The following is a 26,164-nucleotide window of genomic DNA, read 5'->3' on the forward strand; positions in this document are numbered from 1 at the left end:
ACGAATATCGGTTCTGTCACCTGGTCTCAGCTCGTTTTCGTCAAGGTATATGTGAACAAGCTTTGTTTCTTTCTTTTGCTCTACAAACACGTCTTTAAGGTCGAACCAATCCAGCATGTGTTCGGGCAAAAGACATTCTGCAAGGAGTCTATACTTTTCCATATTTATCCGTTCTTTGACTTTATAAACGGACAATATAGTGTTTTTATTGTACTACGATATCCACACACTTTTTCCAGTGGTCCGCTTATTGTTGATTTTGTGATGGCAACATTCTAACTAATTATCAAGGAAGAACTACAAGAACTCTTTGGTAAGCCTGTTGATATTGTTCGACTCCGCAAAAATATGAACCCTATGCTTTTGAAGCAAATTGAAAGAGATGGAATCTATATCAATTAGCCCCACCCGAAACTTGATGTTAGGGTGGGGCTAAATGTTTTTATTTAGGTGCTTTCGCCGCTTACCATGGTCTGCCGCCTCCGCCTCCGTTGCCGGTGGTGGTAGCTGTTACTGTAGATGATGATGTGCCGGAGGTTATGGTGTAGCTGCTGCCGGAGGTCAGTCCTGCGCACGATATGAGGACGGAGCTGCCGCCCCATCCGCCGCCGCCACCGGGACCGCCACCGCCTGGACCAGCGTTAGCAGGAGCGCCCCATCCGCCGGGACCGCCGCCTTGGTTAGACGATGAATAGTTGTCGGGGACGGTGAATGTGGCGAGTACGGTGTCGCCGCTCTTCAGCGTTATCTCGTTGCCGGCAGACACCGACATGCTGCCCGAAACGTAAGGCTGGGTGGATTCCGATGTTCTTGGCGTTGAGTTGCCGCCGCCCACGGCGAGGAGCGTGCCTCCGGTGAAGATGACGGAATAGCCTTCTTCCTCATTGGCGTCGATGCCGCATTCTGGCGAAGATGTGCCGAACGCCCTTATCACGCCGCCGCTGATATATAGGTTGCCGTTAGAGTCGAGACCGTCGTTGTCTGTTGCCACAACCGTGACGTCGCCACCCTTTATATACATGTGTGAGGACGAGTTGATGGCATCGTCACAGGAGTTCACCACGATGGTGCCGTCGTTGATGGTCAGCACATTCTTGCTCTCTATGCCCTCAGCACCGTTTCCGGTGGTCGTCACCTTGATGTTGCCACCGTTGATGGTGACGTTGCCGTCCGCCTTGATGCCCTTCGGCGACGACTTCTGGTCAGAATCCAGATAGTCGGTATTGCCCGTGTAATCGGTGTATTCCCTTCCGTTCACATAAGCATACATTCCGCCCGATGTCACTACGGTGATGTCGCCGTTGTTGATGACGAGTTCGTCGTCGCAGCTGATGCCCTTGCCGCCGCTTCCTGTGCTGGTGAGCGAGAGCGTTCCGCCGTCAATCTGAATCTTTCCGTCGGCGCTGATGCAAGTGGAAGCCTTTGTTTTGGCGTCCTCTTCGTCCCACTTGCCGCCTCCGGATGTGGTTATGGTGATGTCGCCGTCAGACACAATGACGTCGCCGTCAGCCTTCAGACCCTTGGTGGCAGTGCCGGTCACGGCGATGTTGACGCTGCCGCCGGCGATGGTGATGGTGCCAGTGTCCTCAGCCTCGCGGTCCGTGTCGTCCTTATACGATACCTGCACACCGTCGTCCTGCACGCCAGAGATGTTGAGCGCACCGCTCTCGAGAAGGAAATACTGGTTGCAGTTGATGCCGTCCTTCACGGCAGAGAGCACGTTCAGCGTACAGTTCTTCATTTCCACATATTCCTTGGCATATACAGCATGCGCCGTATTGCCGTAGACATTGAGCACGCCCTTGCCCTTCAGCTCAAGGTGACCCTTGCAGACGATGCATCCCTTCTGACTGCCTCCAGTGGCGTCGGTGAGCGTGTTCTCTGTGTCCTTCTTTATGCTGAGGCTGATGCGCTTGCCGTTCTGGATGTCGAGAGGCGCTCCCGAGGGATTGGTTAGCGAAACGCCGCGCAGCTCTATGGAAGCCTTGTACGAACCATTCATGGCGAACCCGCCGTCTTCAGAACTTCCCGTGAGCGCATAGACAATCTCGCCGCAGGTCTGGTCGCTGACCGCATCGTCCTGCGTGATGCTCACGTGGGCTCCGCTTACGGTGGGCGTTACATACTGTGCCACGTTGCCAGCCACGGTCACCGTAGCCGACGTACCGTTGTAAGAGACGCTCACGGTGTTGTCCTCCACCTCCGAATTGTCAACGTACATGCGTGTGATGTCGCTTACGTTTATGGTCTTTCCCATTACGGTCAGCGTTGATCCGTTGGCATAGTTCATGTCGCCGGCTTGCGAAGAAGGGATGGCGTACGTCACGTTGCCCACGACCACGTTCAGTGTCTGGGCTTCAGCATAGGTGGCTATGCCGGTCATAGCCGCACCTATGATGAGAGTGGAAAACATCTGCTTCATCTTATCGTAATTTTATGTGTTGTCTTTTCGCCTTTTACTATATACACTCCCTTGCCCATGTTGGCAGACGCGCTCGCCATGTTGTCGTAGCTTCCCACGCATACCCCTTCAACGGTGTAGGCCTTCACGGGGCTGTCTGCGTCCAGGCTGATGTCCTTGATGGCAGTGGCCTCCGACGAGAAGAACATGCGAGTGAGGTCAGCTACGCTTATCTCCAACGATTCTGTGCCGTTGGACGCAATGAGCTTTCCGTCGGAGAAGGTCATCTCCAACGATTCCACGCCAATGCTACGTGTAGAGCCGTCCGCTGTCTGGAAAGCCAGATAGCTGTAGTTGTCTGCTGACGCGGCTGTCACAGCCAGTAATGTCAGCATCGAAATTAATGTCCGCTTCATTCCGGTTTTCTCCTTTCTTTAATAATTGTTTGTCTTGTTAACCAATTGGTTCGCTTCGTTTTTGCAACAAAATTAGCGCATTAGCTTGAAAATGTAAAATAAAATAAACCAATGGGCAACTTTTCTCAATTAACAAAGAATCTGGGAAAAAAGTATGGTGGAATGTTATCACTTATTCCGATTTATTATTACTTTTGCCTCGCTTTTATATATAATAACAGAGATAACAACAAATTCAGGTATACAATAACATTTATGAATTATGGACAGACAGAAAGAAACTTATCGCGTTACGATAGCAGGCAGCATCATCAATATACTGCTGCTTGCCTTTAAATTTGCCGCCGGCATCCTTGGACATTCTGCTGCCATGATAGCAGACGCCATCCATTCGCTTACCGACTTCGTCACGGACGCCATCGTCCTTGTTTTCGTGCGCCTTGGCAGCAAGCCCACTGATCGCGACCACGACTACGGTCATGGCAAGTACGAAACGCTTGCCAGTGCCATCATCGGTGTGTCGCTCCTCGTGGTGGGCATGATGATATGCTATTCAGGCGTAACCAAGACTTACCATGCCATGTGCGGCGAACCGCTGCAGCAGCCGGGCTTCATAGCCTTGGCAGCTGCTGTGGCAAGCGTGGTGCTGAAGGAGTGGGCTTACAGGTTCACGGTGCGCGTGGGCAGACGTTGCCATTCGGAAGCGGTGGTGGCCAATGCCTGGCATCATCGCAGCGACGCCCTTTCGTCCGTCGGCACTACGGTGGGCATCGGTGGCGCCATCATTCTTGGCGAGAAATGGGCTGTGCTCGACCCGCTGACCGCCATCGTCGTCAGCTTCTTCATTATGAAGGCGGCATGGAGCGTGCTCTCTAAAGCCGTGGGCGAGCTGACGGACGGCAGCCTGCCGAAGGAGACGGAGGACGAGATAGAGAAAATCGTGAGTGAGGACAAGGAGGTCAGCGTGGTGCACAATCTCTGCACGCGCCGCATCGGCAATCGCATTGCCATAGAGATGCATGTGCGTATGCCTGGCGAGACGTCGCTTTACGTGGCACATCATCACGCCACCGAGATAGAACAACGGCTGAAGCAACGCTTTGGTGCCGACACGCACATCAGCATTCACCTCGAACCGGTGAAGGTGAACGGACACTATGAGGATCCTGCTGTCAGGCAGGAACAGCCGCAGCCTTGACCGCGGTGACCTCAGCTTCGGCTGTTTTCTTACGGAAAATCTTATAGCCTAAAGCTGCAACAGCCACACTCATGAGTGGCGAGATGATGTTGAAGAAACAATAAGGAAGGTATGTGAAAGCAGACACGCCGAGCACCGTGCTCTGCGTCATGCCGCACGTGTTCCACGGCACCAGCACGGACGTCACGGTGACGGCATCCTCCGTGGTGCGGCTGAGCAGTCGGCGCTCATAGCCTTCACGGTCATATACGTCGCGGAACATGTTGCCCGTAAGGAGGATGCACAGATACTGGTCGGCTATAGCCACGTTGAGCATTACGCCCGTGGCGGCTGTGGCACCCACCAGCGACGTGCGTCCCTTCACCATGTGGATAAACAGGCGTGAGATGGCGCTGACCATGCCGCCAGCCGACATACATCCGCCGAAGCACATGGCGCAGATGATAAGCCAGATGGTGCCCATCATGCCGCTCATGCCGCGTGTGGCTACAAGGTCGGTGAGCATGGGTGAAGAGGTGGCGAGCGACGTGCTGCCGTAGGCGCTCTTCATGGCTGCTCTGAAGAGGGACGGATCGATTTCGTGCAGGGCGTCAGCCTGGAAGACGATGGCGAAGCCCACTGCCATCACCGTTGAAAGAAACAGCGTTATGACCGGCGGTACACGGCGTGCTATGAGAACACCGGTGAAGAAGGGCACGAGCAACAGCCATGGCGTGATGCAGAATCTTTGCTGCAAAGCTCCGGTGAATGCTGCCACGTCAGTGGACTGCGATCCCTGGCAGAAAAAGCCTGCCACAGTGAAGATGATGAGGGTGAGGACGATGGACGGCACCGTCGTTATGAACATGTAGCGGATGTGGCTGAACAGCGGCACGCCAAGCGCACCGGACGACATCGTGGTGGTGTCGGAGAGCGGCGAAATCTTGTCGCCGAAGTAAGCGCCGGAGATGATGGCGCCAGCCACCCAGCCTTCCGCGAAGCCCTGTGCCTTGCCTATGCCCATCAGCGCGATGCCAATGGTGGCGATGGTGGTCCATGACGATCCGGTCATCACGCTGACAAGGGCGCAGATGACGCATGACGAGACGAGGAAAGCATCGGGGCTGATGATGTGCATGCCGTAATAGATGAGTGTGGGCACCACGCCGCTTATCATCCATGTGCCGCCAAGCGCACCGATGAGAAGGAGAATGATGAGTGCGCTTGACACGCTCGATACGTTCTTCGTTATGGCTTTCTCAAAGCTTGACCATGGCACGTTGAGATATGCCATGCCTACAAGCACGCAGAACGCCGACACTATGAGCAGGGTTATCTGCGAAGCACCCTCCAGTGAGTTGCTTCCGAAAGCGCGGATGGTGAGCGTAAGCATAGTGACGAGCACTGCCAGTGGCATCAATGCCATCATCACCGATGGCCTTTTCTTAAGATGCTGTTCGTGTTTTGTGGTTTTTTCGTTATTCATTATCCTGGAGTTTTTATGAGTTTTGTTATCTTTTCGTTTATGTGTTGCATAATTATGCAACATTTCTTTTCTTATGCAAAGTTACGAAGAATAGCCGTATCTACGAAGGATAATAATGAATAAAACAACGAAGGTGATGAATATTTATGAAAAAGCGAATGCTTGGTGTATGAATATACAAAAAGAGAAGAGAGTTGTATCAATTCTCAACTTGATACAACTCTCAACTCCTTATAGCGTTGCTCCGAAACGTGAAGTCGGTGTCGGAGCCGTGAAGTAATAGTTCTGGTCGTTGTGGATGTCGAAGAACATCACCTTCTTCATACCGAAGAATGCCAGTCCGGTGGGGAAGATGCGCGAGAAGTCAGTCACGCCGCCAGAGAGGGCAGGGCTACTGTTCTGCACGTTGAAGTTCCATGAACGGTCGAAGGCGAGCGGTGCTCCGTTCTCCACGTCGTCCACCTCGCAGTTGATGTTCATCTTATCGCTTTGCTTAAAGTTCTTGAACAGCGGATTGAGTTGTCCTGCTACGCTGCTCTTTATGTCGAGGTCGCTCCAGATGCTGAGGTCAGCATCCTTTGCCATCTGCTTAACGCCGGTCTCTGTGGAAGCAAAGTAATAGTTGGGAGCTACGCGGGAGTGCTCGAGGTCAGCGCTGTCCTTCTTTGGCTGCTTCAGTCCGTAACGGCAGTCATAGACGAGATTGTTTACCAATGTCGGTGCGATGGCCTTCTCCAGCCAGATGCTGCCACCCTTCTTGTTCTTCGAGCGACGCCATCCACAGTTGACGATGGTGTTGTTATATACAGTCATCTGCGTCAAAGGTATGGTTTCGCTGTTGCCGGAATTGGAGAGCTTGAAAGCATTGGTACAGGCATTATAGATGATGTTGTTGGCTACGTCAAGCTTACATCCCGCCTTTACGTTTATTGCCTCGCCGCCATCGGCAGCATTGCCGCTGTCCGCAAAGATGCAGTCATAAATCACGCCCTGACCGCCGGTGAAGTAGGTCTGGTCGTTGTAGTTATCGTGCAGGAAGCAGTCTGCCATCACGAACTTTCCGTTGACGTTGCAGAAGTGGAAGGCAGGTACGCCGCCGTCGATGGTGGTCTTGAAGAGTTTGTTCTGGAACGAGACGGACGACTCGGTAGGTGTGGCTCCGGCATAACCAAGGTCGACATGATTGAGCACCACCTCCTCAGAGTTATATCCGCAGATGATGCCTCCCCACGACTCCGGCTTCTTCGTGTCGGAGGTGAAAGTCACGGGATGTTCGGCTGTTCCCATGCAATAGAGGTTGCCGAGCACCACAATCTCGATGGGCACCTGCACGTCCGACTTGCATGTGACGGTCACGCCCGGCTCGATGTAGAGCGATGTGCCCACAGGTATCTCCACGCTTTCCGCCAGAGTGGTGTCTCTTGTCCATACCACTGATCCTGCGGGATATTCGGCAATGGCTGTCTTCAGCACATCCGCAGATCCTTGGTTTTCGTTGCTGCTGCCGTTGGTGTTATAGTCGTAAGGATTGATGTTGTCGTTCTCGCATGATGTGGCAGCCATTCCTGCTGCTGCGATGGCAAGCATTACAGCTATATTCTTGGTTTTCATATTGTTCGATTTATTTAATGTGAATAATACATATTATAACTATTAAACATTCGTGCGTGAAGCTTACAGTTTCACTCTCACGCCCACAAGGAATGTCCTGCCATACTTGTATGTTCCCACGATGGTCTTGTCCGATCGCTGTCCTTCATATTGCAGGTTGCTCTCGTTGACTGTCTTCAGATAACGTTCGCGCTTTGCGTCGAGCAGGTTGTTGGCTTTCATGAATATGGAAACGCCGCAATCGAACTTCTTCTCAGCGCTGAGGTCGAGTCCGAACATAGCCTTGTCCCATTGGTCGGCGTCCTTGAAGGGCGACACGAGAGCCAGCTTAGTGCCGGTATAGGAAGCGGCGAGCTGTGCGTTCCATCCATAGTTGGTGTCCTTGTAGAGCAGCGAGAGATTGGCTGTGTGAGGAGCCTGATTTACAAGCGGACGAGTCTGCTTCACTCCCTGCTTGTATTCCGCGCTACCCACGTTATACTCACGCTTCGTCGTTGTGATGGCAGAGTGGGTGTAGGTGTAGTTGGCCTTGATTCCGAAGTGACGGATGTATTTCACTACGTCAATCTCGAAGCCGTAGTTCTTGGCGTTGCCGAGGTTGTCAGGCATATAGTAAGCGTCGGCTCCGCTGCCCAGCTTGCCGTCAGAAGCCACGAACACCTGCTCTATAGGATCTTTCAGATACTTGTAGAACACGCCGGCAAGCACCTGCTCCGTGGCTGACGGGAACCATTCCCAACGCAGGTCCACATTGTCGATGCGGGCACGCTTCAGGTTAGGGTTGCCTTTCTCCTGATATTCCTCGCCCATGATCTGATAAGGTACTATCTCGTAGAATCCCGGTCGGTTGATGGAGCGATAGTAAGAGAGGCGCACGTTCATCTTCTTTGTCGGAGTCCACTTGATGGATGCTGACGGCAGATAGTCCCAATAGCTCTGTTCGCCAACCTGACCCATGTTGCGGAACTTCTGCAGCATGGTGTAAATCTGATTGGTGTGCTCAGCACGCAATCCGGCGTTAAGTTCTCCAGCCTTACTCTTCAGCGTAACCATAGCGTATGCCGCGCCGATGTGTTCCTTCGAGTCGTAATTGAGCTGCGAAGCCTGTGAGTAAGGAGTCTTGCAGGTCCAGTCGATGGATGCAAACTGATCGAATCCGTTGCCGTCCAGCTGTTGAGATATGTTTGCGGGGTTGAAGATGTACGAGTAGTAGCGGTTGCCACGCTCCTTGCGACGATATTGTCCTCCAGCCTTCCACGTAGCGTCTACGTCGTGAGCGAAGTGGGTGTCGTAGGAGAAGTTGATGTAGCCAGCCCAGTCCTTGTCCGTGTTGTGCTGGAAGCGGCGTTCCATGCTCTTCGGCAGCGTCTTCAGAATGTTCTTGTCAGCTGACCACAGCGAACCGTCCACTCCGTCCGGTGACTGAACGGTGTTGGTAAGAGTGAGATAGACGCGGTCAGGATCTTCCTCCTTTGCCTGCGAGAAGATGCCAGCCCAGTCCACTGTCAGGTCATGTGTGAGGTGATGCGTACCCTTCAGATGTGTGGCGAAGATGGTCTGTGTCTGCGAGAGAGAGCGGGTTTCGTCGTCCTGTGTGTACGTATCAGAACCTATATACTCCGTGTTGATGGAGTTGTTGTAGCGTACGCCCTTCGAGTTGGTGCGTATGTACATGTTATACCATTCCAGCTTGTGATTGTCCAGCTGCAGGTCCACCTTGGCATGGACGCCGGCTGTGAGGTCATGAGTGGAGTAGTAGCGGTGCTGGAGCGAATAGATGTACATCGCCTGTTCGCCAGACGCCATTTTTACTGAGTTGTATGTACGCTCCGTTCCGCGGAAAACGTTCTGCATGCTTCCTGCGAGCATGACGCCGATGCGGTCCTTCCAGAAGCGGTTGCCGACGGAGAGTCCGCCTATGAAGTTAGGAGCAGGAGTGGAGTGGGTGGTTATCTTGGTAGGACCATTGGCGAAGTCGGATGTCTGCGCCTTATAGTCCTTGCCGTTAGCTTCGTAAGGCGACTTGTGTGTGTAGTCGCTGCGGTCTGATGAGAGATAATCGCGTCCGTCCTTCCAGAAATAGTCGCTCATGCCTATGGCGGCATTCGCCTGTATCTGGAAATGCGATGGTGCGTCCTTCATCACCATGTCCACCACGCCACCGGCAGCGTCGCCCTCCATGTCGGCAGTAAGCGACTTCGACACTACGAGGCGGTCCATGAGGTCAGAGGGGAATATGTTGAGCGGTATGTATCGGTTCTTGTCGTCCGGACTCGGAATCTTCACGCCGTTGACCAGCGTATAGTTGTAACGCTTGTCCATGCCGCGGAGTATGGCGTATGAGGCTTCGCCGGAAGCGTCGCGCTCCATTGTCACTCCCGACACGCGCTGCAGCACGCTTGCCACGTTGACGTCAGGCGACAGCTGGATGCTCTGCTGGCTCATCACGTTGAGTACGTTGCCGGCAGTCTTCTCCAAGTTGATGGCGCTGCGGTCAGAATGGCTCTCCTTGTGTCCCTTGATTACCACCTCACCAAGTTCTTTGAGGTCTTCGTCGAGCGATATGCTTACGATGCCCTTGTCAGACACATCCACGGGAATCTCGCGGGTCTTGTAAGATACGTATCTCACCACGAGCGTATAGCGTCCTTTGTCAGGCAGTTCGTGCAGGGTGAACGAACCGTCCAGCCCCGTCGTTGTCTTCACGTCCGGCAACTCCTTTACCTCAATCACCGAGCCGATAAGCGGTTCGCCCGTACGATGGTCCTTGACTATGCCGTCGAGGGTGTGGGCTGAGGCTGCGGCTGATGAAGCGGCAATGAGAGCAGCGCTGATTAGAATTCGTTTCATGTTATTGCATCTTTTTGTTACGTTTCTTTCCGATATTTGTTTTTCTCTATGCAGTGTATCACGTTACCTTCCTTGTCAATCATCGACATTCTCAGCTGCTTCTTGTTGGCGGAGATTATGGAGAAGCCGTCGGCAGGCGAGCAGAACACTGTGCCGACAGTCTTCTTCACAGGACGTGCAAGCGAAGCGGATGAGTTGACCACGTAGTCGATGTTGTCGCCATTCATGCGTATATGCTGGAAGTTGTGGATGTGTCCGCAGGCGTAAATCGCTACATTATTATACTTGTGGAGGATGGGCAACAGCCTTTTCTACATGTCGGTGCGCTCGTATTCAGCCTTCGATGTTTCGGCGTATATGGGATGATGACCTACAACGATCACCCAGTCTTCGTTGGCTGTCTTAAGTGTGCGGTCCAGCCAGTCGAGCTGTGCCTGATAGTCCTGCTTGCAAGCGTCAGGATACTTCTCGCTGTTCTCGCGATAACGGTCAATCAGCGGTGTGGTGTCGAGGAAGACGATGCGCAGCGTGGTGCCTTTGTTCTCGAACGCCTTGGTGTAATAGCGTGCCGGCATCATCCAGCGTCGGCTCACCTTACCATAGTCGAGTACAGCCTGAGTGTTGCCGCGATATTCATGATTGCCAAGAACGGGGAACCAGTCGAGCATCAGTTCTGGATGCGAATAAACCTGCTCGAAGTTGGTGGTCCACAACGGGTCGTTCACTGAGGCCACGCCGTTGAAGTGATGGATGTCGCCGACGGCAAGCACACATTCCAAGCCCGTGGCCTTCGCCATGTTTCCCATCAGTTCGGCGATGGGCTTCTGGTCGTAATAGCCATTGCGTCCGAGGTCGTTAGCCATGTAGAGTGTTACGTCGCCTTTCAGCTTTTTCCATTCTGTGGGTGTCTGTGCATGCAACTGCAAGCCGCTGATCAACATAATGGCTGTTGCGATAAGCGCAACGATGCCGTTTCCTGAAAATCTCATTCTTTTCATTGTTCTTTCTGACTGTTTATGATTTATAATTATTGTTTCACGCCGCAAAATTATGAGTATCATGTTGCAATGGTATTACATAGACTTTAAGATGACTTAACAATCAGAAAAAGCGTTAATCTTGGTTAATGTGCTTTCTGTCAATCTTACTATTCGGCAATAATGGCTATATTTGTGCTTACATATATTTAATATATAATAAACTCGCAGACTACGGAATGAATCAAGAAAAATGCTTAATAACACGCATAAAGAGTAAGTGTTAAGGGCGAAAGACGAAATTATTTCGTAATTTTGCAGTTGTTATGGGCTATTATGTATTGCCGTAACGTGTAACGAAGATCATAAAATATAATATCCAAATATGAATATCTTAGAACTTAGTGAACAAGAGATTGTAAGAAGACAATGCCTTCAGACCCTCCGCGATATGGGTATCGACCCGTATCCAGCAGCCGAATTCCCCACAAACGCTTTCAGCACTGACATCAAAGCCGACTTCAAGGACGAGGACGAGCCGCGTGAGGTGGTGATAGCCGGACGAATGATGGGCCGCCGCGTGATGGGTAAGGCAAGCTTCGCTGAGTTGCAGGACTCGAAGGGCCGCATCCAGGTTTACGTGGCTCGTGACGAGATCTGCCCCGACGAGAACAAGGAACTCTATAATACAGTATTCAAGAAACTCCTCGACATCGGTGACTTTATCGGTGTAAAGGGCTTCGTGTTCCGTACACAGACCGGCGAGATTTCGGTACATGCAAAGGAACTCGTGCTCCTCTCGAAGAGCCTCAAGCCGCTGCCGATCGTTAAGTATAAGGACGGCGTGGCATACGACAAGTTCGACGATCCTGAGCTTCGCTATCGTCAGCGCTATGTTGACCTCATCGTTAACGACGGCGTGAAGGACACATTCCTCCAACGTGCCACTGTCATCCGCACACTGCGCAGAGTGCTCGATGAGGCTGGCTACACAGAGGTGGAGACTCCGACATTGCAGGCTATCGCCGGTGGCGCTTCTGCACGTCCGTTTATCACACACTTCAACGCTCTCGACCAGGATATGTATATGCGTATCGCAACAGAGCTTTATCTGAAGCGTCTTATCGTAGGCGGCTTCGAGGGTGTTTACGAGATCGGCAAGAACTTCCGTAACGAGGGTATGGACCGCAACCACAACCCTGAGTTCACCTGCATGGAGCTGTACGTTCAGTATAAGGACTATAACTGGATGATGTCGTTCACGGAGAAACTCCTTGAGACTATCTGTATAGCCGTAAACGGCAAGCCGGAGCGCGAGATTGACGGCAACATCGTCAGCTTCAAGGCTCCTTACCGCCGCCTTCCCATCCTTGACGCCATCAAGGAGAAGACAGGCTTCGACTGCAATGGCAAGACAGAGGACGAAATCCGCGCATTCTGCCTTGAGAAGGGTATGGACGTGGACGAGACAATGGGCAAGGGCAAGCTCATCGACGAACTCTTCGGCGAGTTCTGCGAGGGCACATTCATCCAGCCTACATTCATCACCGACTATCCCGTCGAGATGTCGCCGCTCACAAAGATGCACCGCTCAAAGCCGGGCCTCACAGAGCGTTTTGAGCTTATGGTTAACGGCAAGGAGCTTGCCAACGCTTACTCGGAGCTTAACGACCCCATCGACCAGGAGGAGCGTTTCATCGACCAGATGAAGCTTGCTGACAAGGGTGACGATGAGGCTATGATCATCGACCAGGACTTCCTCCGTGCTCTCCAGTACGGTATGCCTCCCACGTCAGGTATCGGCATCGGCATTGACCGTCTCGTGATGCTCATGACAGGCAAGACATTCATTCAGGAGGTGCTCTTCTTCCCGCAGATGAAGCCTGAGAAGAAGATGCCGCAGAGCACCATCAAGGAATGGGCTGAGATCGGCGTTCCTGAGGAGTGGGCTTACGTTCTCCGCAAGGCTGGATTTAATCTCATTTCGGACATCCGCGACGAAAAGCCGCAGGGTCTGCAGCAGAAGATCGGCGAGATAAACAAGAAGTATAAGCTCGGCTACGAGAAGCCTTCTGTGGACGAAATCCAGCAGTGGATTGAGAAGAGCAATGTTTAGGAAGTGTTCGTCTGCGAGCATTTCTTTAAACATCAAGCATTAACCCGTTAAACATCAAAGAGCGTGTACAATCTCGGAAAAATAGCAATTATTGGAGGTGGCAGTTGGGCGACTGCCATCGCCAAGATTGTGATAGGTCACACCCATCACATAGGATGGTATATGCGCCGCGACGACAGCATAGAGGAGTTTAAGCGCATCAGTCACAATCCTAATTACCTTACCAGCGTACACTTCAACACAGACGAGATATTCTTCTCCAGCGACATCAATCGCATTGTGGAAGCTTACGACACGCTGGTATTCGTTGTGCCCTCGCCTTACCTCAAGAACCACTTGAAGAAGCTGAAGGCAAGGCTGCGCGACAAGTTTATTGTGACCGCCATCAAGGGCTTGGTGCCGGAGGACAACATCGCATGCTCGGAGTATTTCCATGAGGTGTATGATGTGCCCGACTGCAACCTTGCATGTATCGGAGGACCGTCACACGCTGAGGAAGTGGCTCTCGAGAGACTTTCCTATCTTACCATAGGATGCTCTGACCGCGATAAGGCACAGGCTTTCTGTGAGGTGCTCGACTCGGAGTTTATCAAGACAAAGACGTCCAGCGATGTCATCGGCATCGAGTATTCGTCGGTGCTCAAGAATGTCTATGCCATAGCGTCCGGCATTTGCAGCGGACTCAACTATGGTGACAACTTCCAGGCGGTGCTTATCTCTAACGCCGTACAGGAGATGTCGCGCTTCCTCTCTGCCATCAATCCCATTGAGCGCAGCGTCTACGATTCGGTTTATCTCGGCGACTTGCTCGTGACGGGATATTCCAAGTTCTCGCGCAACCGCACATTCGGAACGATGATAGGCAAGGGATATAGCGTCAAGAGTGCGCAGATAGAGATGGAGATGATAGCGGAGGGATTCTTCGGCACAAAGTGTATGAAGGAGAAAAACCGTCATTATCACGTCAACATGCCCATCCTCGACGCTGTATATAACATCCTCTACGAGCGCATCAGCCCGCAGGTGGAGATAAAGCTGCTTACCGACTCGTTCAGGTAATGGCATTCGATAAAACGATTTCAGATATACTATATAAATTATAAAGCAATGAAAACTATCAGTTTAGACATTACAAAAGCTACCTCTTTCCTCGCAGAAGGAGCAGTCAACGCTTATGAGTCTAAGGTAAAGGCCGCACAAGAGGCTCTTGAGAACGGCACATGCGCAGGTAACGATTTCCTCGGATGGCTCCACCTTCCGTCTTCCATCACTCCTGATTTCCTCGCGGAGATTGAGGCTGTGGCTAAGACGCTGCGTGAGAAGTGCGAGGTAGTGGTTGTGGCTGGTATCGGCGGCAGCTATCTCGGTGCACGCGCCGTAATCGAAGGTCTCGGCAATTCTTTCGCTTGGCTTGTTGCTGACAAGAAAAACCCCACCATACTCTTCGCCGGAAACAACATCGGCGAGGACTATCTCTATGAGCTCACCACTTATCTTAAGGACAAGAAGTTCGGTGTAATCAACATCTCTAAGTCGGGTACTACCACTGAGACCGCTCTCGCTTTCCGTCTGCTCAAGAAGCAGTGTGAGGACCAGCGCGGCAAGGAGGAGGCTAAGGACGTCATCGTGGCTGTCACTGATGCCAAGAAGGGCGCTGCCCGCACATGTGCTGACAAGGAGGGATATAAGAGCTTTATCATCCCCGACAACGTGGGTGGTCGTTTCTCTGTACTCACTCCGGTGGGTCTTCTTCCTATCGCTGTTGCCGGATTCGACGTTAAGCAGCTCGTTGCTGGTGCTGCTGACATGGAGAAGGCTTGCGCTCTGGACGTTCCCTTCGCTGACAACCTCGCTGCTCAGTACGCAGCCACACGTCAGGCACTCTACACACAGGCTGGCAAGAAGATTGAGATTGTTGCCAACTTCCAGCCGAAGCTCCATTACTTCGCTGAGTGGTGGAAGCAGCTCTACGGCGAGAGCGAGGGCAAGGAGCAGAAGGGCATCTTCCCCGCAGCTTGCGACTTCACCACAGACCTCCACTCTATGGGTCAGTGGATTCAGGAGGGCGAGCGCTCCATCTTCGAGACTGTTATCAGCGTAGAGACTCCTAACGAGAAGCTCCTCTTCCCGCACGACGACGAGAACCTTGACGGTCTGAACTTCCTCGAAGGCAAGCGTGTGGACGAGGTCAACAAGATGGCAGAGCTGGGCACACGCCTCGCTCACGTTGACGGCGGTGTGCCTAACATCCGCATCAACGTGCCTGAGCTTAACGCTTACTACCTCGGTCAGCTCATCTACTTCTTTGAGAAGGCTTGCGGCATCAGCGGACTCCTTGAGGAGGTCAATCCGTTCAACCAGCCGGGTGTTGAGGCTTACAAGAAGAACATGTTCGCTCTTCTTAACAAGCCGGGTTACGAGGCAGAGAGCAAGGCCATTCAGGAGCGCCTCGCTAACGAGAAGTAACATAAAGGGGAAACATTGATTTCCTCACATTAATATATCAAATAGGACTTACAGACCTTGTGAATGAGGCCTGTGAGTCCTATTGTCGGTCTATGGGACTGACAAAAATACGGAAACAACAAGATGATAAAAGAAGCTATAAAACACTATCTGGAAGCCAATTCCTTCACGGAGTTTGCTCCTCGTGTGGTGCTCTTCGACATGGACGGAGTGCTCTATAACTCCATGCCCAATCATGCTGTGGCATGGCAGGAGGCGATGAGCCAGTTCGGCATCCACTTCACTGCCGACGACTCGTATGCCACGGAAGGAGCACGCGGCGTCGACACCATCCGCCATTATGTCCGCATGCAGCAGGGCAAGGAGATAACGCCGGAGGAGGCGCAGCGCATGTATGACGTCAAGACGGAGATTTTCCATCACATGCCGGTGGCTGAAATCTTCCCCGGTGTCCTTCCGCTTATGCAGAAGATAAAGGATGCTGGCATTACCATCGGCGTGGTGACGGGAAGCGGACAGCGCCCGCTCTTCAAGCGACTGCTTAACGACTTTGACGGTTTCCTCACCGAAGACCATATCGTAACGGCTTACGACGTGGAGCGCGGCAAGCCCAATCCCGACCCTTATCTGATGGGTCTGCGCAAGGCTGGCAACCTGCAGCCGTGGCAGGGCATCGTCGTGGAGAACGCTCCGTTGGGAGTTCGTGCCGGTGTGGCTGCCCGAATCTTCACGGTAGGCATAAACAGCGGTCCGCTGCCTGACGCTGCTCTTGCTGACCAGGGCGCCAACATCGTACTGCAGCGCATCACGGAACTCTGCGACCAGTGGGAGCAGTTTATCTAATCTCATAGGATTTAACCCCATAATTGCTTTATAAAATGACCCTAAACGAATTTCTTTCCGAGTGGGAGAGTGCTTCGCCGACGCTTGTTGTCCACACGAGCGGTTCGACGGGCAAGCCGAAACCGATGACCGTGGAGAAGCGTCGCATGGAGGCATCGGCACGCATCACCTGCGACTTCCTTGGTCTGCAGCCCGGAGATACAGCTCTGCTCTGCATGCCGCTCGACTTCATTGCGGGCAAGATGGTGGTGGTGCGCAGCATCGTCCGCCGTCTGAAGCTGGTCTGCGTCAAGCCGTCGGGTCATCCGCTTCAGGGCATAACGGAGGCACCTGTGTTTGCTGCTATGGTGCCGATGCAGGTGTATAACAGTATGCAGGTGCACGAAGAACTACGTGTGCTACGTCAGATTCGCCACCTTATCATCGGAGGTGGAGCTGTCAGCGACGATATGGCGAAGCTGTTGCGTGAGTTTCCCAATGCAGTGTGGAGCACATACGGCATGACCGAAACGCTGTCGCACATAGCACTTCGCCGACTCAGCGGTCCTGAAGCCAGCTCATGGTATACGCCATTCGCCAGTGTATGCGTCAGCACCAACGCCGACGGATGCCTTGTCATTGATGCGCCGGAGGTATGCGCCCAGCCACTGGTCACTAACGACATCGTCGAGATTGACTCTGACGGACGCCGCTTCCGCATTCGTGGACGTCGCGACAACGTGATATGCAGCGGTGGCATCAAGCTACAGATAGAGGAGATGGAGGAGAAGCTTAGGCAACACACCGACGTGGAGTTTGCCATAACGAAGCGACCACATCCCAAGTTCGGCGAGACGGTTGTGCTTCTGGCTGTCACCGACGACATGGAGGCGATGCGGACATTGTGCCAGGAATATCTCTCCCGATACGAACAGCCCTACGCCTATATCTCCGTTCCTGCCATACCACTCACCGCCACAGGCAAACCGGCACGCGCCGAGATGATGCGCATAGCGGCAGATGTAGCGGCGGAATAACAACAACATTAAAAAGAAAGGAGCCTTATTATGAAACAGAATATTGTGATATCGGAAAATCTGGAGCGCAGCCTTGTTGTTGCCATTTCGGAATGTCAGCACGACCGCGTCTTTGTTCTTACCGACGAGACCACGAAGCGTCTTTGCTGGCCTAAGCTCAGCAGTATGCGCTGCATGCAGGAAGTGACGCTCATCACCATTCCCGCCACCGACACTAACAAGAACCTCGAATCATTGGCTCTCGTCTGGGACGCGCTCAGCAAGGGTGGAGCCACCCGCCATTCGCTGCTTATCAATCTGGGTGGAGGCATGGTGACGGATCTTGGAGGATTCGCTGCTGCCACCTTCAAGCGCGGCATCGACTTCATCAACATCCCCACAACGCTCCTCGCAATGGTTGACGCGTCGGTTGGCGGCAAGACAGGTGTCAACTTCAATGGACTGAAGAACGAGATTGGTGTGTTTGCTGATGCACGCTTTGTTATCATCAGCACGCTCTTCCTCGACACTCTCGATATGCCTAACCTTTGCTCCGGCTATGCCGAAATGCTCAAGCACGGTCTTATCAATGACGAGCGGATGTGGGCAGAACTTGTAGGCTTCAGTCTTCATAATCCCGACTTCTCACAGTTGCAGCGCATGGTGGGCGAGTCTATAGCCGTTAAGGAGCGCATCGTTCAGCAGGATCCGCATGAGAAGGGACTGCGCAAGGCTCTCAATCTCGGACATACCATCGGTCACGCCATCGAGTCGTTCGCCATGGAGCAGGGCAGACCGATGCTCCACGGATATGCCGTGGCGTACGGATTGGTGGGCGAGCTTTATCTTAGCGTATGCAAGACCGCGTTCCCCGTCGACCGTCTGCGCCAGACAGCACGCTTCATCCGTGAGGCTTACGGCACCCCCGCCATCACCTGCGATGACTATCCCAAGCTCCTCGAATTAATGAAGCACGACAAGAAGAATACGTCAGGCATCATCAACTTCTCGCTCCTCGCCAACATCGGCGACGTAAAGCTCAATCAGACTGGCAGCGAGGAAGAGATAAAGGAAGCGCTCGACTTCATCAGGGAAGGGTAATATAGTATGAACAATATTTAAACTCTACATATATACAACAATGGATTTAGAGAAAATAAAGGAAACCCGTCTGCATCTTGACGGATTGTCCAACACACTTGGTATGGAATTTATCTCAACCCCCGAGCCCGACACCTGTCAGGCGAAGATGAAGGTGGACGAGAAGAATCGTCAGGTGTTCGGATTTCTTAGTGGCGGTGCCTCGTTGGCGCTTGCCGAGAACCTTGCCGGTGTCGGCTCTATGGCGTTATGCCCGGACAAGATCTGTGTGGGCATCAATGTCAGCGGCAGCCATGTAAAGGCTGTCATGGAGGGCGATACCGTCACAGCCACAGCGCATCTCCTCCATCGTGGAAAGACGCTGCACCAGTGGCATATCGACATCACGAATAAGGCTGGCGAACTGATTTCGTCGGTGGAAGTTACTAACTTCGTGATGAACAAACCTAACAAATAAAGCTAACTTACTGAACTTTTGCAAGTTCAATAACTAATTGTATTGAAACAGATGAACTTCGTTTATTACCGTCTGCCTCATACCCAGCAGGTGTTTCGTGGCGTGATGAGAAAGGAGCCTGAGGAATTGGCTTCGCTTGCCGAACTCAACGGGCGTCGCGGCTTTGTCATCGCCCCGTTCGCCCCGTCGGACGATTGCCCCATACTTCTGCTTGACGTGGAGTGGGAGCCGATGGAGCTGCCAGCCGATACGATGGCGGAGGCGTCTCTTGTGGATGCCGACTTCGCCAAAGAACAGGAGAGCTATGCCATCGACTTCGAGAATTTCCATGCGCAGCTGCGTGACGGGACGTTCAGCAAGATTGTCCTTGCCCGCAGCGCCCGACTTACCGCCACGGAGGACGTGTCGCCCCTTACGCTTTTCGCAAGGGCTTGCCGTCGTTATCCGCGCATGTTTGTGGCTCTCTTTTCCACGGAACGCAGCGGCACGTGGCTCGTTGCCACTCCAGAGGTGCTCGTTCGCGGTAGGCGTGACGAGATGAGGACGATGGCGCTTGCCGGCACGATGCGCCTCACTGAGGACCAGCTGTCTTTCGATACGGAAGGGGGCAGCGTCTCTGAGGCTGACATCCACTGGAGCACGAAAAACCGACAGGAGCAGCATTACGTCGAGACGTACATCACGGAGTGTGTGGAGCATTTCTCTGACGATTTCTCCGTGAAGGGTCCGTCCACGGCGAGGGCTGGCGACCTGGTGCATCTGCGCTCCGACATCACCTTCAAGCCTTACTCGATGGACGTGCTTGGCAATCTGCTCAACGCCCTCCATCCCACGCCTGCCGTATGTGGCATCCCTAAGGACACGTCACGCGACTTTATTCTGCGTAACGAGTCGTTGCCGCGCCTTTATTACAGCGGATTCTCCGGCATTCTCAATCCAGACGGCGAGACCAGTCTGTTCGTCACTCTGAGATGTATGCGCATGGAAGACGTTAGCGATGAGAATGCCTCGCCGCGGCGCTTTACGCTCTATGCTGGCGGCGGCCTCCTGAAGGAAAGTTCGTGCCAGACAGAATGGGACGAGACGGAGGCGAAGATGAATACAATGAGACAAACGTTCAAGAAATAAGAGTTAAAGTTCAAGATATAAGATTAATAAGTTGATGTTTTGTAACAAGGAAAACGTAAACCTTCTCACAGCTCTGCTTGTCGAGTATGGTGTGACGGATGCTGTGGTGTGCCCCGGTAGTCGCAATGCCCCGATTGTGCATAACCTTAATGAGTGTGACCGTATAACGTGCCGCCCGGTCACGGACGAGCGTTCGGCGGGCTTCTATGCTCTGGGTATGGCTCAGGCCACGCATCGTCCTGTGGTGGTGTGCGTGACATCGGGTTCGGCGTTGCTCAATGTGATGCCTGCCGTGGCTGAGGCTTATTATCAGCACGTGCCGCTTATCGTGGTGTCTGCCGACCGCCCCGCACAATGGATTGACCAGCTCGACGGACAGACGCTTCCTCAGCCTGACGCTCTCGGACGCTTTGTGAGACGTGCCGTGCAACTGCCTGAACCGCATAACGACGAGGAGCGATGGTACTGCCGCCGCCTTGTCAACGAGGCTCTCTTCCTCGCCACTTATCGTCAGCCGGCTTCCGTGCACATCAATGTGCCCATCACGGAACCGCTCTTTACCTTCGATGTGGAGGCGTTGCCGAAGGTGGAACGATGGACAATGATGACGGAGGAACGCCGTCTGCCTTATGCTTTCGAGGCTTTCACAGCCCGCATTGCCAAGGCAGAACGTCCGCTTATCGTCATAGGTCAGATGCCGGCTGGTGTGTTTGACGGTCGGAAGCTGGAGCGTCTGATGGAGCGTTACGTGGTGTTCGCCGAACCGCTCTCCAACACATCGGGCACGAATGTCCACTTCGATGAGGCGGTGAAACGTATCTCCGGCATGTCTGCTGATGAGGCACGCAGCTACCGTCCCGACTACATCGTCTATCTCGGTGACACCATCGTGAGCAAGGCCACGCGTCGTTGGCTGCGCAGCATCGGTACTCCGTCATGTCTTGTTACGCCAAACGCCCTTGAACCGCACGACCCGTTGATGACGCTCACGGACATCGTGGAATGTCCTTACGGCGATGTCAGCAGCTTGCTGGACGCGTTGACGGAGACTCCGGCGAAGGATGAGAGAGGCTTTTACGAGCGCTGGAAGCTCTTGCTCGACGAGTGCGCTGATCGTGCTTCCGAGTATGATCCCGCATTTTCGCAGATGGCGGTGGTGAGGTATTTCGAGGAACAGCTCGACGACCTTGACATGGACATCTTCGTACATTACGCCAACAGCTCCGCCATTCGCCTTGCCTGCATCCACGCCAACCACTACGTATGGTGCAATCGTGGTGTGAACGGCATCGAAGGTTCGCTGTCCACCGCTGCCGGCTTCTCGCTTGCCTCGACGGGACTGACGGTCTGCGTAATCGGAGACCTCAGCTTCTTCTACGACCAGAATGCGCTGTGGAACCGAAACCTTAACGGCAATCTGCGCATCCTTCTCCTCAACAACCGCACGGGTGGCATCTTCCGCTCTCTGCCGGGTCTGAAGGACAGCCCGGCTGCTGACGACTTGGTGGCAGCCACGCACGAGACAACGGCTCAGGGCATCTGCACCCAGAACGACATCGGCTATCTATCCGCAAAGAACATGCAGGAGGCACAAATCGGCATTGTGACGCTGCTGACGCGCCAGACTGACCGCCCCCTGCTGCTGGAGGTGTTTACCGAAGCAGAAGCGGATGCTAAAGCGACTTTTGATTTTTATATTGCTGAATAATTGCTATATCGAATATATATATGGAAAAGGAGAATAAGCTCATACTGTTCAAAGATAATAATGGCAAGGTATCTGTAAATGTGCGCTTTGCTGATGAGGATGTATGGTTGACACAAGAGCAATTAGCTCAAATATATGCCACCACACAACAGAATGTCAGTCAGCATATTAAGAGTATCTATGCTGACCAGGAACTTATTGATGAGGCAACTCACAAGAAATTCTTGTTAGTTCGTCAGGAAGGCTCTCGTCAGGTAAAACGTGAGATAGACCATTATAATCTTGACATGATTATCGCCCTTGGTTATAGAGTACAATCTCCTGTGGCTGTACATTTCCGCCGATGGGCAACTGAGCGTTTGCATGAGTATATCCAAAAAGGATTTGCAATGGACGATGAGAGATTGAAGCAAGGTGGAAATCGTTATTTTAGAGAGTTACTACAGAGGATTCGTGATATTCGTAGTAGTGAACGTAATTTCTATCAGCAGGTGACGGATATATATGCAACATCAGTAGATTATGATCCTCGGGCAAAGATGACAAAAATGTTCTTTGCTTCTGTACAGAACAAAATGCACTATGCAGTACACGAACATACTGCTGCAGAATTGATATATGAACGAGTGGATAATGAAAAGCCATTCGTTGGTATGACCAATTTTAAGGGTAATTATGTAACTCGCGATGATGTGAAGATAGCTAAGAATTATCTGACAGAATTGGAGCTGCAGCGTTTGAATCTTTTGACTTCGCAGTTTCTCGATTTTGCAGAATTTCAAGCCTTAGAGCAGACCCCGATGCGGATGGCGGATTGGATTGCTGCACTTGATGATCAAATTCTGCGCCTTCGCAAGAATATATTGGAAGGGAATGGCAGTATTTCGCATAAGGAAGCCATAGAGAAGGCTGAACGAGAATTCGAGATTTATAGAGAACGTGAGATGCGTATGCTGGAAAGTGATTTTGACAAGGCTATTAAGCAATTAAAGGACAAATAACTTGTCTACCTGTCTTACTGTCTAAACAACAACAATAACAATCAACTTACAACAATATGGAAAAAAGAAATTGGGTGCCCGTGGAGGGCTTTGACTTTAAGGAAATCCTGTTTGAGGAATATGATGGCATCGCCAAGATCACCATCAACCGTCCTCGTTATCGTAATGCCTTCACCCCTCGCACCACGTGGGAGATGTCGCAGGCATTCGCTTGGTGTCGTGAGGCGCAGCGCATCAGCGTTGTCATCCTTACCGGAGCCGGCGACAAGGCGTTCTGCTCTGGTGGCGACATGCATGTGAAGGGACGCGGCGGCTATGTCGGCGACGACGGCGTACCACGCCTTAACGTCCTCGACGTGCAGAAGCAGATACGCTCCCTGCCGAAGCCCGTCATCGCCATGGTCAACGGTTACGCCATCGGTGGCGGACATGTCCTCCACCTTATGTGCGACCTCACCATCGCCAGCGACAACGCCATCTTCGGTCAGACCGGACCTAAGGTAGGATCCTTCGATGCCGGTTTCGGTGCCAGCTATCTCGCCCGCATCGTCGGTCAGAAGAAGGCACGCGAGATATGGTTCATGTGCCGTCAGTATAGCGCCATCGAGGCAGAGCGTATGGGAATGGTGAACAAGGTGGTGCCCTTCGATCAGCTTGAGGACACCTGCGTGGAGTGGGCGCAGACCATGATGGAGCGCTCGCCGCTTGCCCTTCGTATGATAAAGGCTGGTCTCAATGCCGAGCTCGACGGACAGGCTGGCATACAGGAACTTGCCGGCGACGCCACCATGCTCTATTACATGCTCGACGAGGCACAGGAGGGAGGCCGTGCGTTCCTTGAGAAGCGCAAGCCCGACTTCAGCAAATACCCCAAACTGCCCTAACCGTCACACCTTATGAGCTATAAGATAGACATCGAGCCGCGTACGTTCCACTTCAAGCAACCCGCTGGAACGTCGCGCGGCATCTACACCACACGCCAGTCATGGTTTCTCACCGTCACCGATACGGAGCGTCCCGGCGTGAGCGGAGTGGGAGAGTGTGCCCCGCTCCCCGACCTCAGTTGCGACGCCCGTCCCGACTATGAGCGCACCTTGCGTTCGCTGTGTGGCATGGTGGAGACGATGGGACGTGTGCCAGCAGATATGCTCCGCCCTTACCCCTCCATGCTCTTCGGTCTTGAGACGGCCCTGCTCGACCTCCAGAACGGAGGCAAGGGCACGCTCTTCGACACGCCGTTTACACGCGGCGAAGAAGGCATCACCATCAACGGACTGGTGTGGATGGGAAGCTTCGATGAGATGCTTGAGCGTCTTGAGGCGAAGATGCGTGACGGATTTCGCTGCGTGAAGCTGAAGATCGGAGCCATTGACTTCAACCACGAGTTGTCGCTTGTCCGCCATATCCGTGAGGCATTCACGAAGGATCAGATAGAGTTGCGCGTAGACGCCAATGGCGGTTTCTCTCCAGCACAGGCTCCGCAACGCCTGGAGCAGCTCGCCCGTTACGACATCCATTCCATCGAACAGCCCATCCGTCAGCACCAGTGGCGTGACATGGCTGCATTATGTCGCGAAACGCCCATCCCCATAGCCCTCGACGAAGAGCTTATCGGCGTAAACCTCCCCGGCATGAAGGAGGAACTGCTCGACACCATCCGTCCCCAATACATCATCCTCAAGCCATCATTACATGGCGGAATGAGTGGAGCAAGGGAATGGATAAGCATGGCAGCCGAGCGAGGCATCGGCTCATGGATGACCAGTGCCCTCGAAAGCAACGTAGGTCTTAACGCCGTTGCACAGCTTGCCGCCGACATCTACGGCCCCGACATAAAAATGCCGCAAGGCCTCGGCACCGGACAGCTGTTCACGGACAACGTGGAGATGCCGCTGAAGATAAAGGGAGAGAAAATCTGGAGGTGTTAGCATTTATCTGTGTTACTGTCACATAACAGCCATTTCCATACAGGTACCACCTCTATTGTCAGTCCGTCCATCTCTATCACCTCTTCCTCGTCGTAAGTTACGACGAGAGCTTTTTTAAGAGGATAGAGTTTGTTTAGAGCCACGAGAGCCGTAGTTTCTCTTCTGCGGGTCTCGTGGTCATTTATGCTATAGGAAGCCTGTATTGCTACACACTCATCCGGAACGAAGAAATCTACTTCCACATTACGATTGTAATAGTAAAGACGAGGTGTACCGGCATCCTTGTTATACTGTTTGTATAATGTTATGGCACACAGATTTTCCAGCAATGGAGCATAGTTTTCGGTCAGGAAAACGCTTAGTAGTCCATTGTCCGTAAAGTAATGTTTTTTTGATGTCTCCTTTTCGGCAAACTTTGATGCGTAGTTGTCAAGTGTGAACATCAGGCATGCCTCCTTCACATACTGTACATATTCTATTATAGAAGACGTGTTGGTGGACACTCCTGCGCTCTTCACCATATTGGCGAGGCGGTTATAGGCAGTAGGTTGCATGATGTTTTCTGCCAGTCGTTTTACCGCCAGTCGCAAAGCATGATCATTCTTTATGTTGTTACGTTGAATGATGTCACCAAGCACAATCTTGTCGTACAGTCCGTTCAGCCAATGCCGCTTGTTGCGATACAGCAATAGTTCAGGGAATCCGCCCCACTTGAAATATTCTGCGAAATACTGTCCCACCTGATTCTTTTGTTTACCATACAACCAGTCTTTCTCCAGTATAACGTTGTTTGCCTCCAGATATTCATTAAACGAATAAGGAAAAACCTTTTCGTCAAAGTATCGTGCCCCTAATGTTGTGGCGATGTCACGGCTCAGCATTTTTGCGTTCGATCCGGTTATGAACACCATATATTTATGGTTAGCCAGTCTACGTGCAAAATGTTCCCATCCCTCCACGTTCTGTATTTCGTCGAAGAAGAGTATCGGTTTATAGTTATACATTGTGCTGTACGCCTGCAATATCAGGTCGAAATCTTCCGCCTTCATCCCCAATAGTCGTTCGTCATCAAAGTTGATGTATACAATCTCCTTGATGTCATGACCTTCCTTGAGAAATTGTTTGGCACGTTGATAAAGCAGATAAGACTTGCCTGCCTGTCTTATTCCGACAAGCACATAACGTCCTTGAGGCTCAAAATCAAACGACCTCTGGTATAGCTCAACATCCTGTATGTCTGCTTGTCCGTCTTTGATAAGTGTCTTGAATATCTCTTTTTGCATACCCGCTTATTTATGTTATTATCCGCAAAAATATATAATTTATCTATTGCCACCAAATAAATATGTATGAATTTATCTATTGCCAGTAGATAAAAACCAGTGAATTTATCTATTGCCAGTAGATAAATCGCTGTATAACGTCATTTGCATTTAGCTACGCCATCTTATAAAACACAAAAAACGGCTATAGACGCCCTGCGTTAAAGGGACGGTCTATAGC

The 26,164-nt window shown here is 52.3% G+C and carries 19 protein-coding genes and 1 pseudogene; 13 read left to right on the forward strand and 7 right to left on the reverse strand.

Annotated features, from left to right (window positions below; translation table 11 throughout):
• Positions 1–463: 463 nt before the first annotated feature.
• Positions 464–2,422 carry a carbohydrate-binding domain-containing protein gene (locus CHL74_RS10370; protein ID WP_094881083.1) on the reverse strand — a complete coding sequence of 653 codons (1,959 nt, stop codon included), beginning with the start codon at positions 2,420–2,422 and terminating at the stop codon, positions 464–466.
• On the reverse strand, positions 2,419–2,817 hold the full coding sequence (locus CHL74_RS10375) for a hypothetical protein (RefSeq protein WP_141241302.1): 399 nt from the start codon (positions 2,815–2,817) through the stop codon (positions 2,419–2,421). The genes CHL74_RS10370 and CHL74_RS10375 overlap by 4 nt, the downstream gene beginning before the upstream one ends.
• Before the next feature lie 262 nt (positions 2,818–3,079).
• On the opposite strand from CHL74_RS10375, the gene CHL74_RS10380 reads away from it, so the two are divergent.
• Positions 3,080–4,015, forward strand: coding sequence for a cation diffusion facilitator family transporter (locus tag CHL74_RS10380; protein WP_094881085.1), 936 nt, complete (start codon positions 3,080–3,082; stop codon positions 4,013–4,015).
• Here CHL74_RS10380 and CHL74_RS10385 read toward each other — a convergent pair.
• The 4 genes and pseudogenes from CHL74_RS10385 to CHL74_RS10400 form a co-directional block, all read right to left on the reverse strand.
• The gene (locus CHL74_RS10385) at positions 3,990–5,480 is read right to left on the reverse strand and encodes a Na+/H+ antiporter NhaC family protein (protein ID WP_094881086.1); all 1,491 of its coding nucleotides are present in this window, start codon (positions 5,478–5,480) and stop codon (positions 3,990–3,992) included. The two genes, CHL74_RS10380 and CHL74_RS10385, sit on opposite strands and share 26 nt — an antisense overlap.
• A 231-nt stretch (positions 5,481–5,711) precedes the next feature.
• Positions 5,712–7,091 carry a hypothetical protein gene (locus CHL74_RS10390; protein WP_094881087.1) on the reverse strand — a complete coding sequence of 460 codons (1,380 nt, stop codon included), beginning with the start codon at positions 7,089–7,091 and terminating at the stop codon, positions 5,712–5,714.
• 63 nt (positions 7,092–7,154) lie between these two features.
• A complete protein-coding gene (locus tag CHL74_RS10395; RefSeq protein WP_094881088.1) occupies positions 7,155–9,941 on the reverse strand; it encodes a TonB-dependent receptor in 2,787 nt (928 codons plus the stop codon).
• Between the two features lie 17 nt (positions 9,942–9,958).
• A pseudogene (locus CHL74_RS10400) lies at positions 9,959–10,882 on the reverse strand (metallophosphoesterase).
• Positions 10,883–11,303: 421 nt separating this feature from the next.
• Here CHL74_RS10400 and lysS point away from each other — a divergent pair.
• The 12 genes from lysS (at position 11,304) to menC (ending at position 24,661) form a co-directional block, all read left to right on the forward strand.
• The gene (gene lysS, locus CHL74_RS10405) at positions 11,304–13,034 is read left to right on the forward strand and encodes a lysine--tRNA ligase (RefSeq protein ID WP_094881089.1); all 1,731 of its coding nucleotides are present in this window, start codon (positions 11,304–11,306) and stop codon (positions 13,032–13,034) included.
• Between the two features lie 63 nt (positions 13,035–13,097).
• Positions 13,098–14,093, forward strand: a complete 996-nt coding sequence (locus tag CHL74_RS10410; protein ID WP_094881090.1) for an NAD(P)H-dependent glycerol-3-phosphate dehydrogenase — start codon at positions 13,098–13,100, stop codon at positions 14,091–14,093.
• Between the two features lie 48 nt (positions 14,094–14,141).
• On the forward strand, positions 14,142–15,500 hold the full coding sequence (locus CHL74_RS10415; protein WP_094881091.1) for a glucose-6-phosphate isomerase: 1,359 nt from the start codon (positions 14,142–14,144) through the stop codon (positions 15,498–15,500).
• Between the two features lie 123 nt (positions 15,501–15,623).
• A complete protein-coding gene (locus tag CHL74_RS10420; RefSeq protein ID WP_176452232.1) occupies positions 15,624–16,343 on the forward strand; it encodes an HAD family hydrolase in 720 nt (239 codons plus the stop codon).
• Between the two features lie 35 nt (positions 16,344–16,378).
• Entirely contained in the window at positions 16,379–17,359 is a 981-nt protein-coding gene (locus CHL74_RS10425; RefSeq protein WP_094881092.1) for an AMP-binding protein, read from the forward strand.
• Between the two features lie 30 nt (positions 17,360–17,389).
• On the forward strand, positions 17,390–18,439 hold the full coding sequence (aroB, locus tag CHL74_RS10430) for a 3-dehydroquinate synthase (protein WP_094881093.1): 1,050 nt from the start codon (positions 17,390–17,392) through the stop codon (positions 18,437–18,439).
• A gap of 40 nt (positions 18,440–18,479) precedes the next feature.
• A complete protein-coding gene (locus CHL74_RS10435; protein WP_094881094.1) occupies positions 18,480–18,896 on the forward strand; it encodes a PaaI family thioesterase in 417 nt (138 codons plus the stop codon).
• A gap of 51 nt (positions 18,897–18,947) precedes the next feature.
• Positions 18,948–20,024 carry a chorismate-binding protein gene (locus CHL74_RS10440; protein ID WP_094881095.1) on the forward strand — a complete coding sequence of 359 codons (1,077 nt, stop codon included), beginning with the start codon at positions 18,948–18,950 and terminating at the stop codon, positions 20,022–20,024.
• 34 nt (positions 20,025–20,058) lie between these two features.
• Positions 20,059–21,732 (forward strand): 2-succinyl-5-enolpyruvyl-6-hydroxy-3-cyclohexene-1-carboxylic-acid synthase, encoded by a 1,674-nt coding sequence (gene menD / locus CHL74_RS10445; protein ID WP_094881096.1) that lies wholly within the window; start codon positions 20,059–20,061, stop codon positions 21,730–21,732.
• A 20-nt stretch (positions 21,733–21,752) separates the two neighbouring features.
• Positions 21,753–22,733, forward strand: coding sequence for a virulence RhuM family protein (locus CHL74_RS10450; RefSeq protein ID WP_094881097.1), 981 nt, complete (start codon positions 21,753–21,755; stop codon positions 22,731–22,733).
• 56 nt (positions 22,734–22,789) lie between these two features.
• Complete coding sequence (gene menB, locus CHL74_RS10455; protein WP_094881098.1) at positions 22,790–23,617, forward strand: 1,4-dihydroxy-2-naphthoyl-CoA synthase; 828 nt, start codon at positions 22,790–22,792, stop codon at positions 23,615–23,617.
• 12 nt (positions 23,618–23,629) lie between these two features.
• A complete protein-coding gene (gene menC, locus CHL74_RS10460) occupies positions 23,630–24,661 on the forward strand; it encodes an o-succinylbenzoate synthase (RefSeq protein ID WP_094881099.1) in 1,032 nt (343 codons plus the stop codon).
• Here menC and CHL74_RS10465 read toward each other — a convergent pair.
• The gene (locus CHL74_RS10465) at positions 24,658–25,944 is read right to left on the reverse strand and encodes an ATP-binding protein (protein ID WP_094881100.1); all 1,287 of its coding nucleotides are present in this window, start codon (positions 25,942–25,944) and stop codon (positions 24,658–24,660) included. The two genes, menC and CHL74_RS10465, sit on opposite strands and share 4 nt — an antisense overlap.
• Positions 25,945–26,164 lie beyond the last annotated feature (220 nt).

Source organism: Prevotella sp. 885 (assembly GCF_002265625.1).
GTDB lineage: Bacteria > Bacteroidota > Bacteroidia > Bacteroidales > Bacteroidaceae > Prevotella.

Bases quoted from the DNA above. Each gene is read 5' to 3' on its own strand.
- CHL74_RS10420 (WP_176452232.1), top strand. From the start codon at position 15,624: ATGATAAAAGAAGCTATAAAACACTATCTGGAAGCCAATTCCTTCACG.
- menD (WP_094881096.1), top strand. From the start codon at position 20,059: ATGTTTTGTAACAAGGAAAACGTAAACCTTCTCACAGCTCTGCTTGTC.
- CHL74_RS10440 (WP_094881095.1), top strand. From the start codon at position 18,948: ATGAACTTCGTTTATTACCGTCTGCCTCATACCCAGCAGGTGTTTCGT.
- CHL74_RS10425 (WP_094881092.1), top strand. From the start codon at position 16,379: ATGACCCTAAACGAATTTCTTTCCGAGTGGGAGAGTGCTTCGCCGACG.
- CHL74_RS10415 (WP_094881091.1), top strand. From the start codon at position 14,142: ATGAAAACTATCAGTTTAGACATTACAAAAGCTACCTCTTTCCTCGCA.
- CHL74_RS10395 (WP_094881088.1), bottom strand. From the start codon at position 9,941: ATGAAACGAATTCTAATCAGCGCTGCTCTCATTGCCGCTTCATCAGCC.
- aroB (WP_094881093.1), top strand. From the start codon at position 17,390: ATGAAACAGAATATTGTGATATCGGAAAATCTGGAGCGCAGCCTTGTT.
- CHL74_RS10450 (WP_094881097.1), top strand. From the start codon at position 21,753: ATGGAAAAGGAGAATAAGCTCATACTGTTCAAAGATAATAATGGCAAG.
- CHL74_RS10465 (WP_094881100.1), bottom strand. From the start codon at position 25,944: ATGCAAAAAGAGATATTCAAGACACTTATCAAAGACGGACAAGCAGAC.
- menC (WP_094881099.1), top strand. From the start codon at position 23,630: ATGAGCTATAAGATAGACATCGAGCCGCGTACGTTCCACTTCAAGCAA.
- CHL74_RS10435 (WP_094881094.1), top strand. From the start codon at position 18,480: ATGGATTTAGAGAAAATAAAGGAAACCCGTCTGCATCTTGACGGATTG.
- menB (WP_094881098.1), top strand. From the start codon at position 22,790: ATGGAAAAAAGAAATTGGGTGCCCGTGGAGGGCTTTGACTTTAAGGAA.
- CHL74_RS10375 (WP_141241302.1), bottom strand. From the start codon at position 2,817: ATGAAGCGGACATTAATTTCGATGCTGACATTACTGGCTGTGACAGCC.
- lysS (WP_094881089.1), top strand. From the start codon at position 11,304: ATGAATATCTTAGAACTTAGTGAACAAGAGATTGTAAGAAGACAATGC.
- CHL74_RS10385 (WP_094881086.1), bottom strand. From the start codon at position 5,480: ATGAATAACGAAAAAACCACAAAACACGAACAGCATCTTAAGAAAAGG.
- CHL74_RS10380 (WP_094881085.1), top strand. From the start codon at position 3,080: ATGGACAGACAGAAAGAAACTTATCGCGTTACGATAGCAGGCAGCATC.
- CHL74_RS10390 (WP_094881087.1), bottom strand. From the start codon at position 7,091: ATGAAAACCAAGAATATAGCTGTAATGCTTGCCATCGCAGCAGCAGGA.
- CHL74_RS10370 (WP_094881083.1), bottom strand. From the start codon at position 2,422: ATGAAGCAGATGTTTTCCACTCTCATCATAGGTGCGGCTATGACCGGC.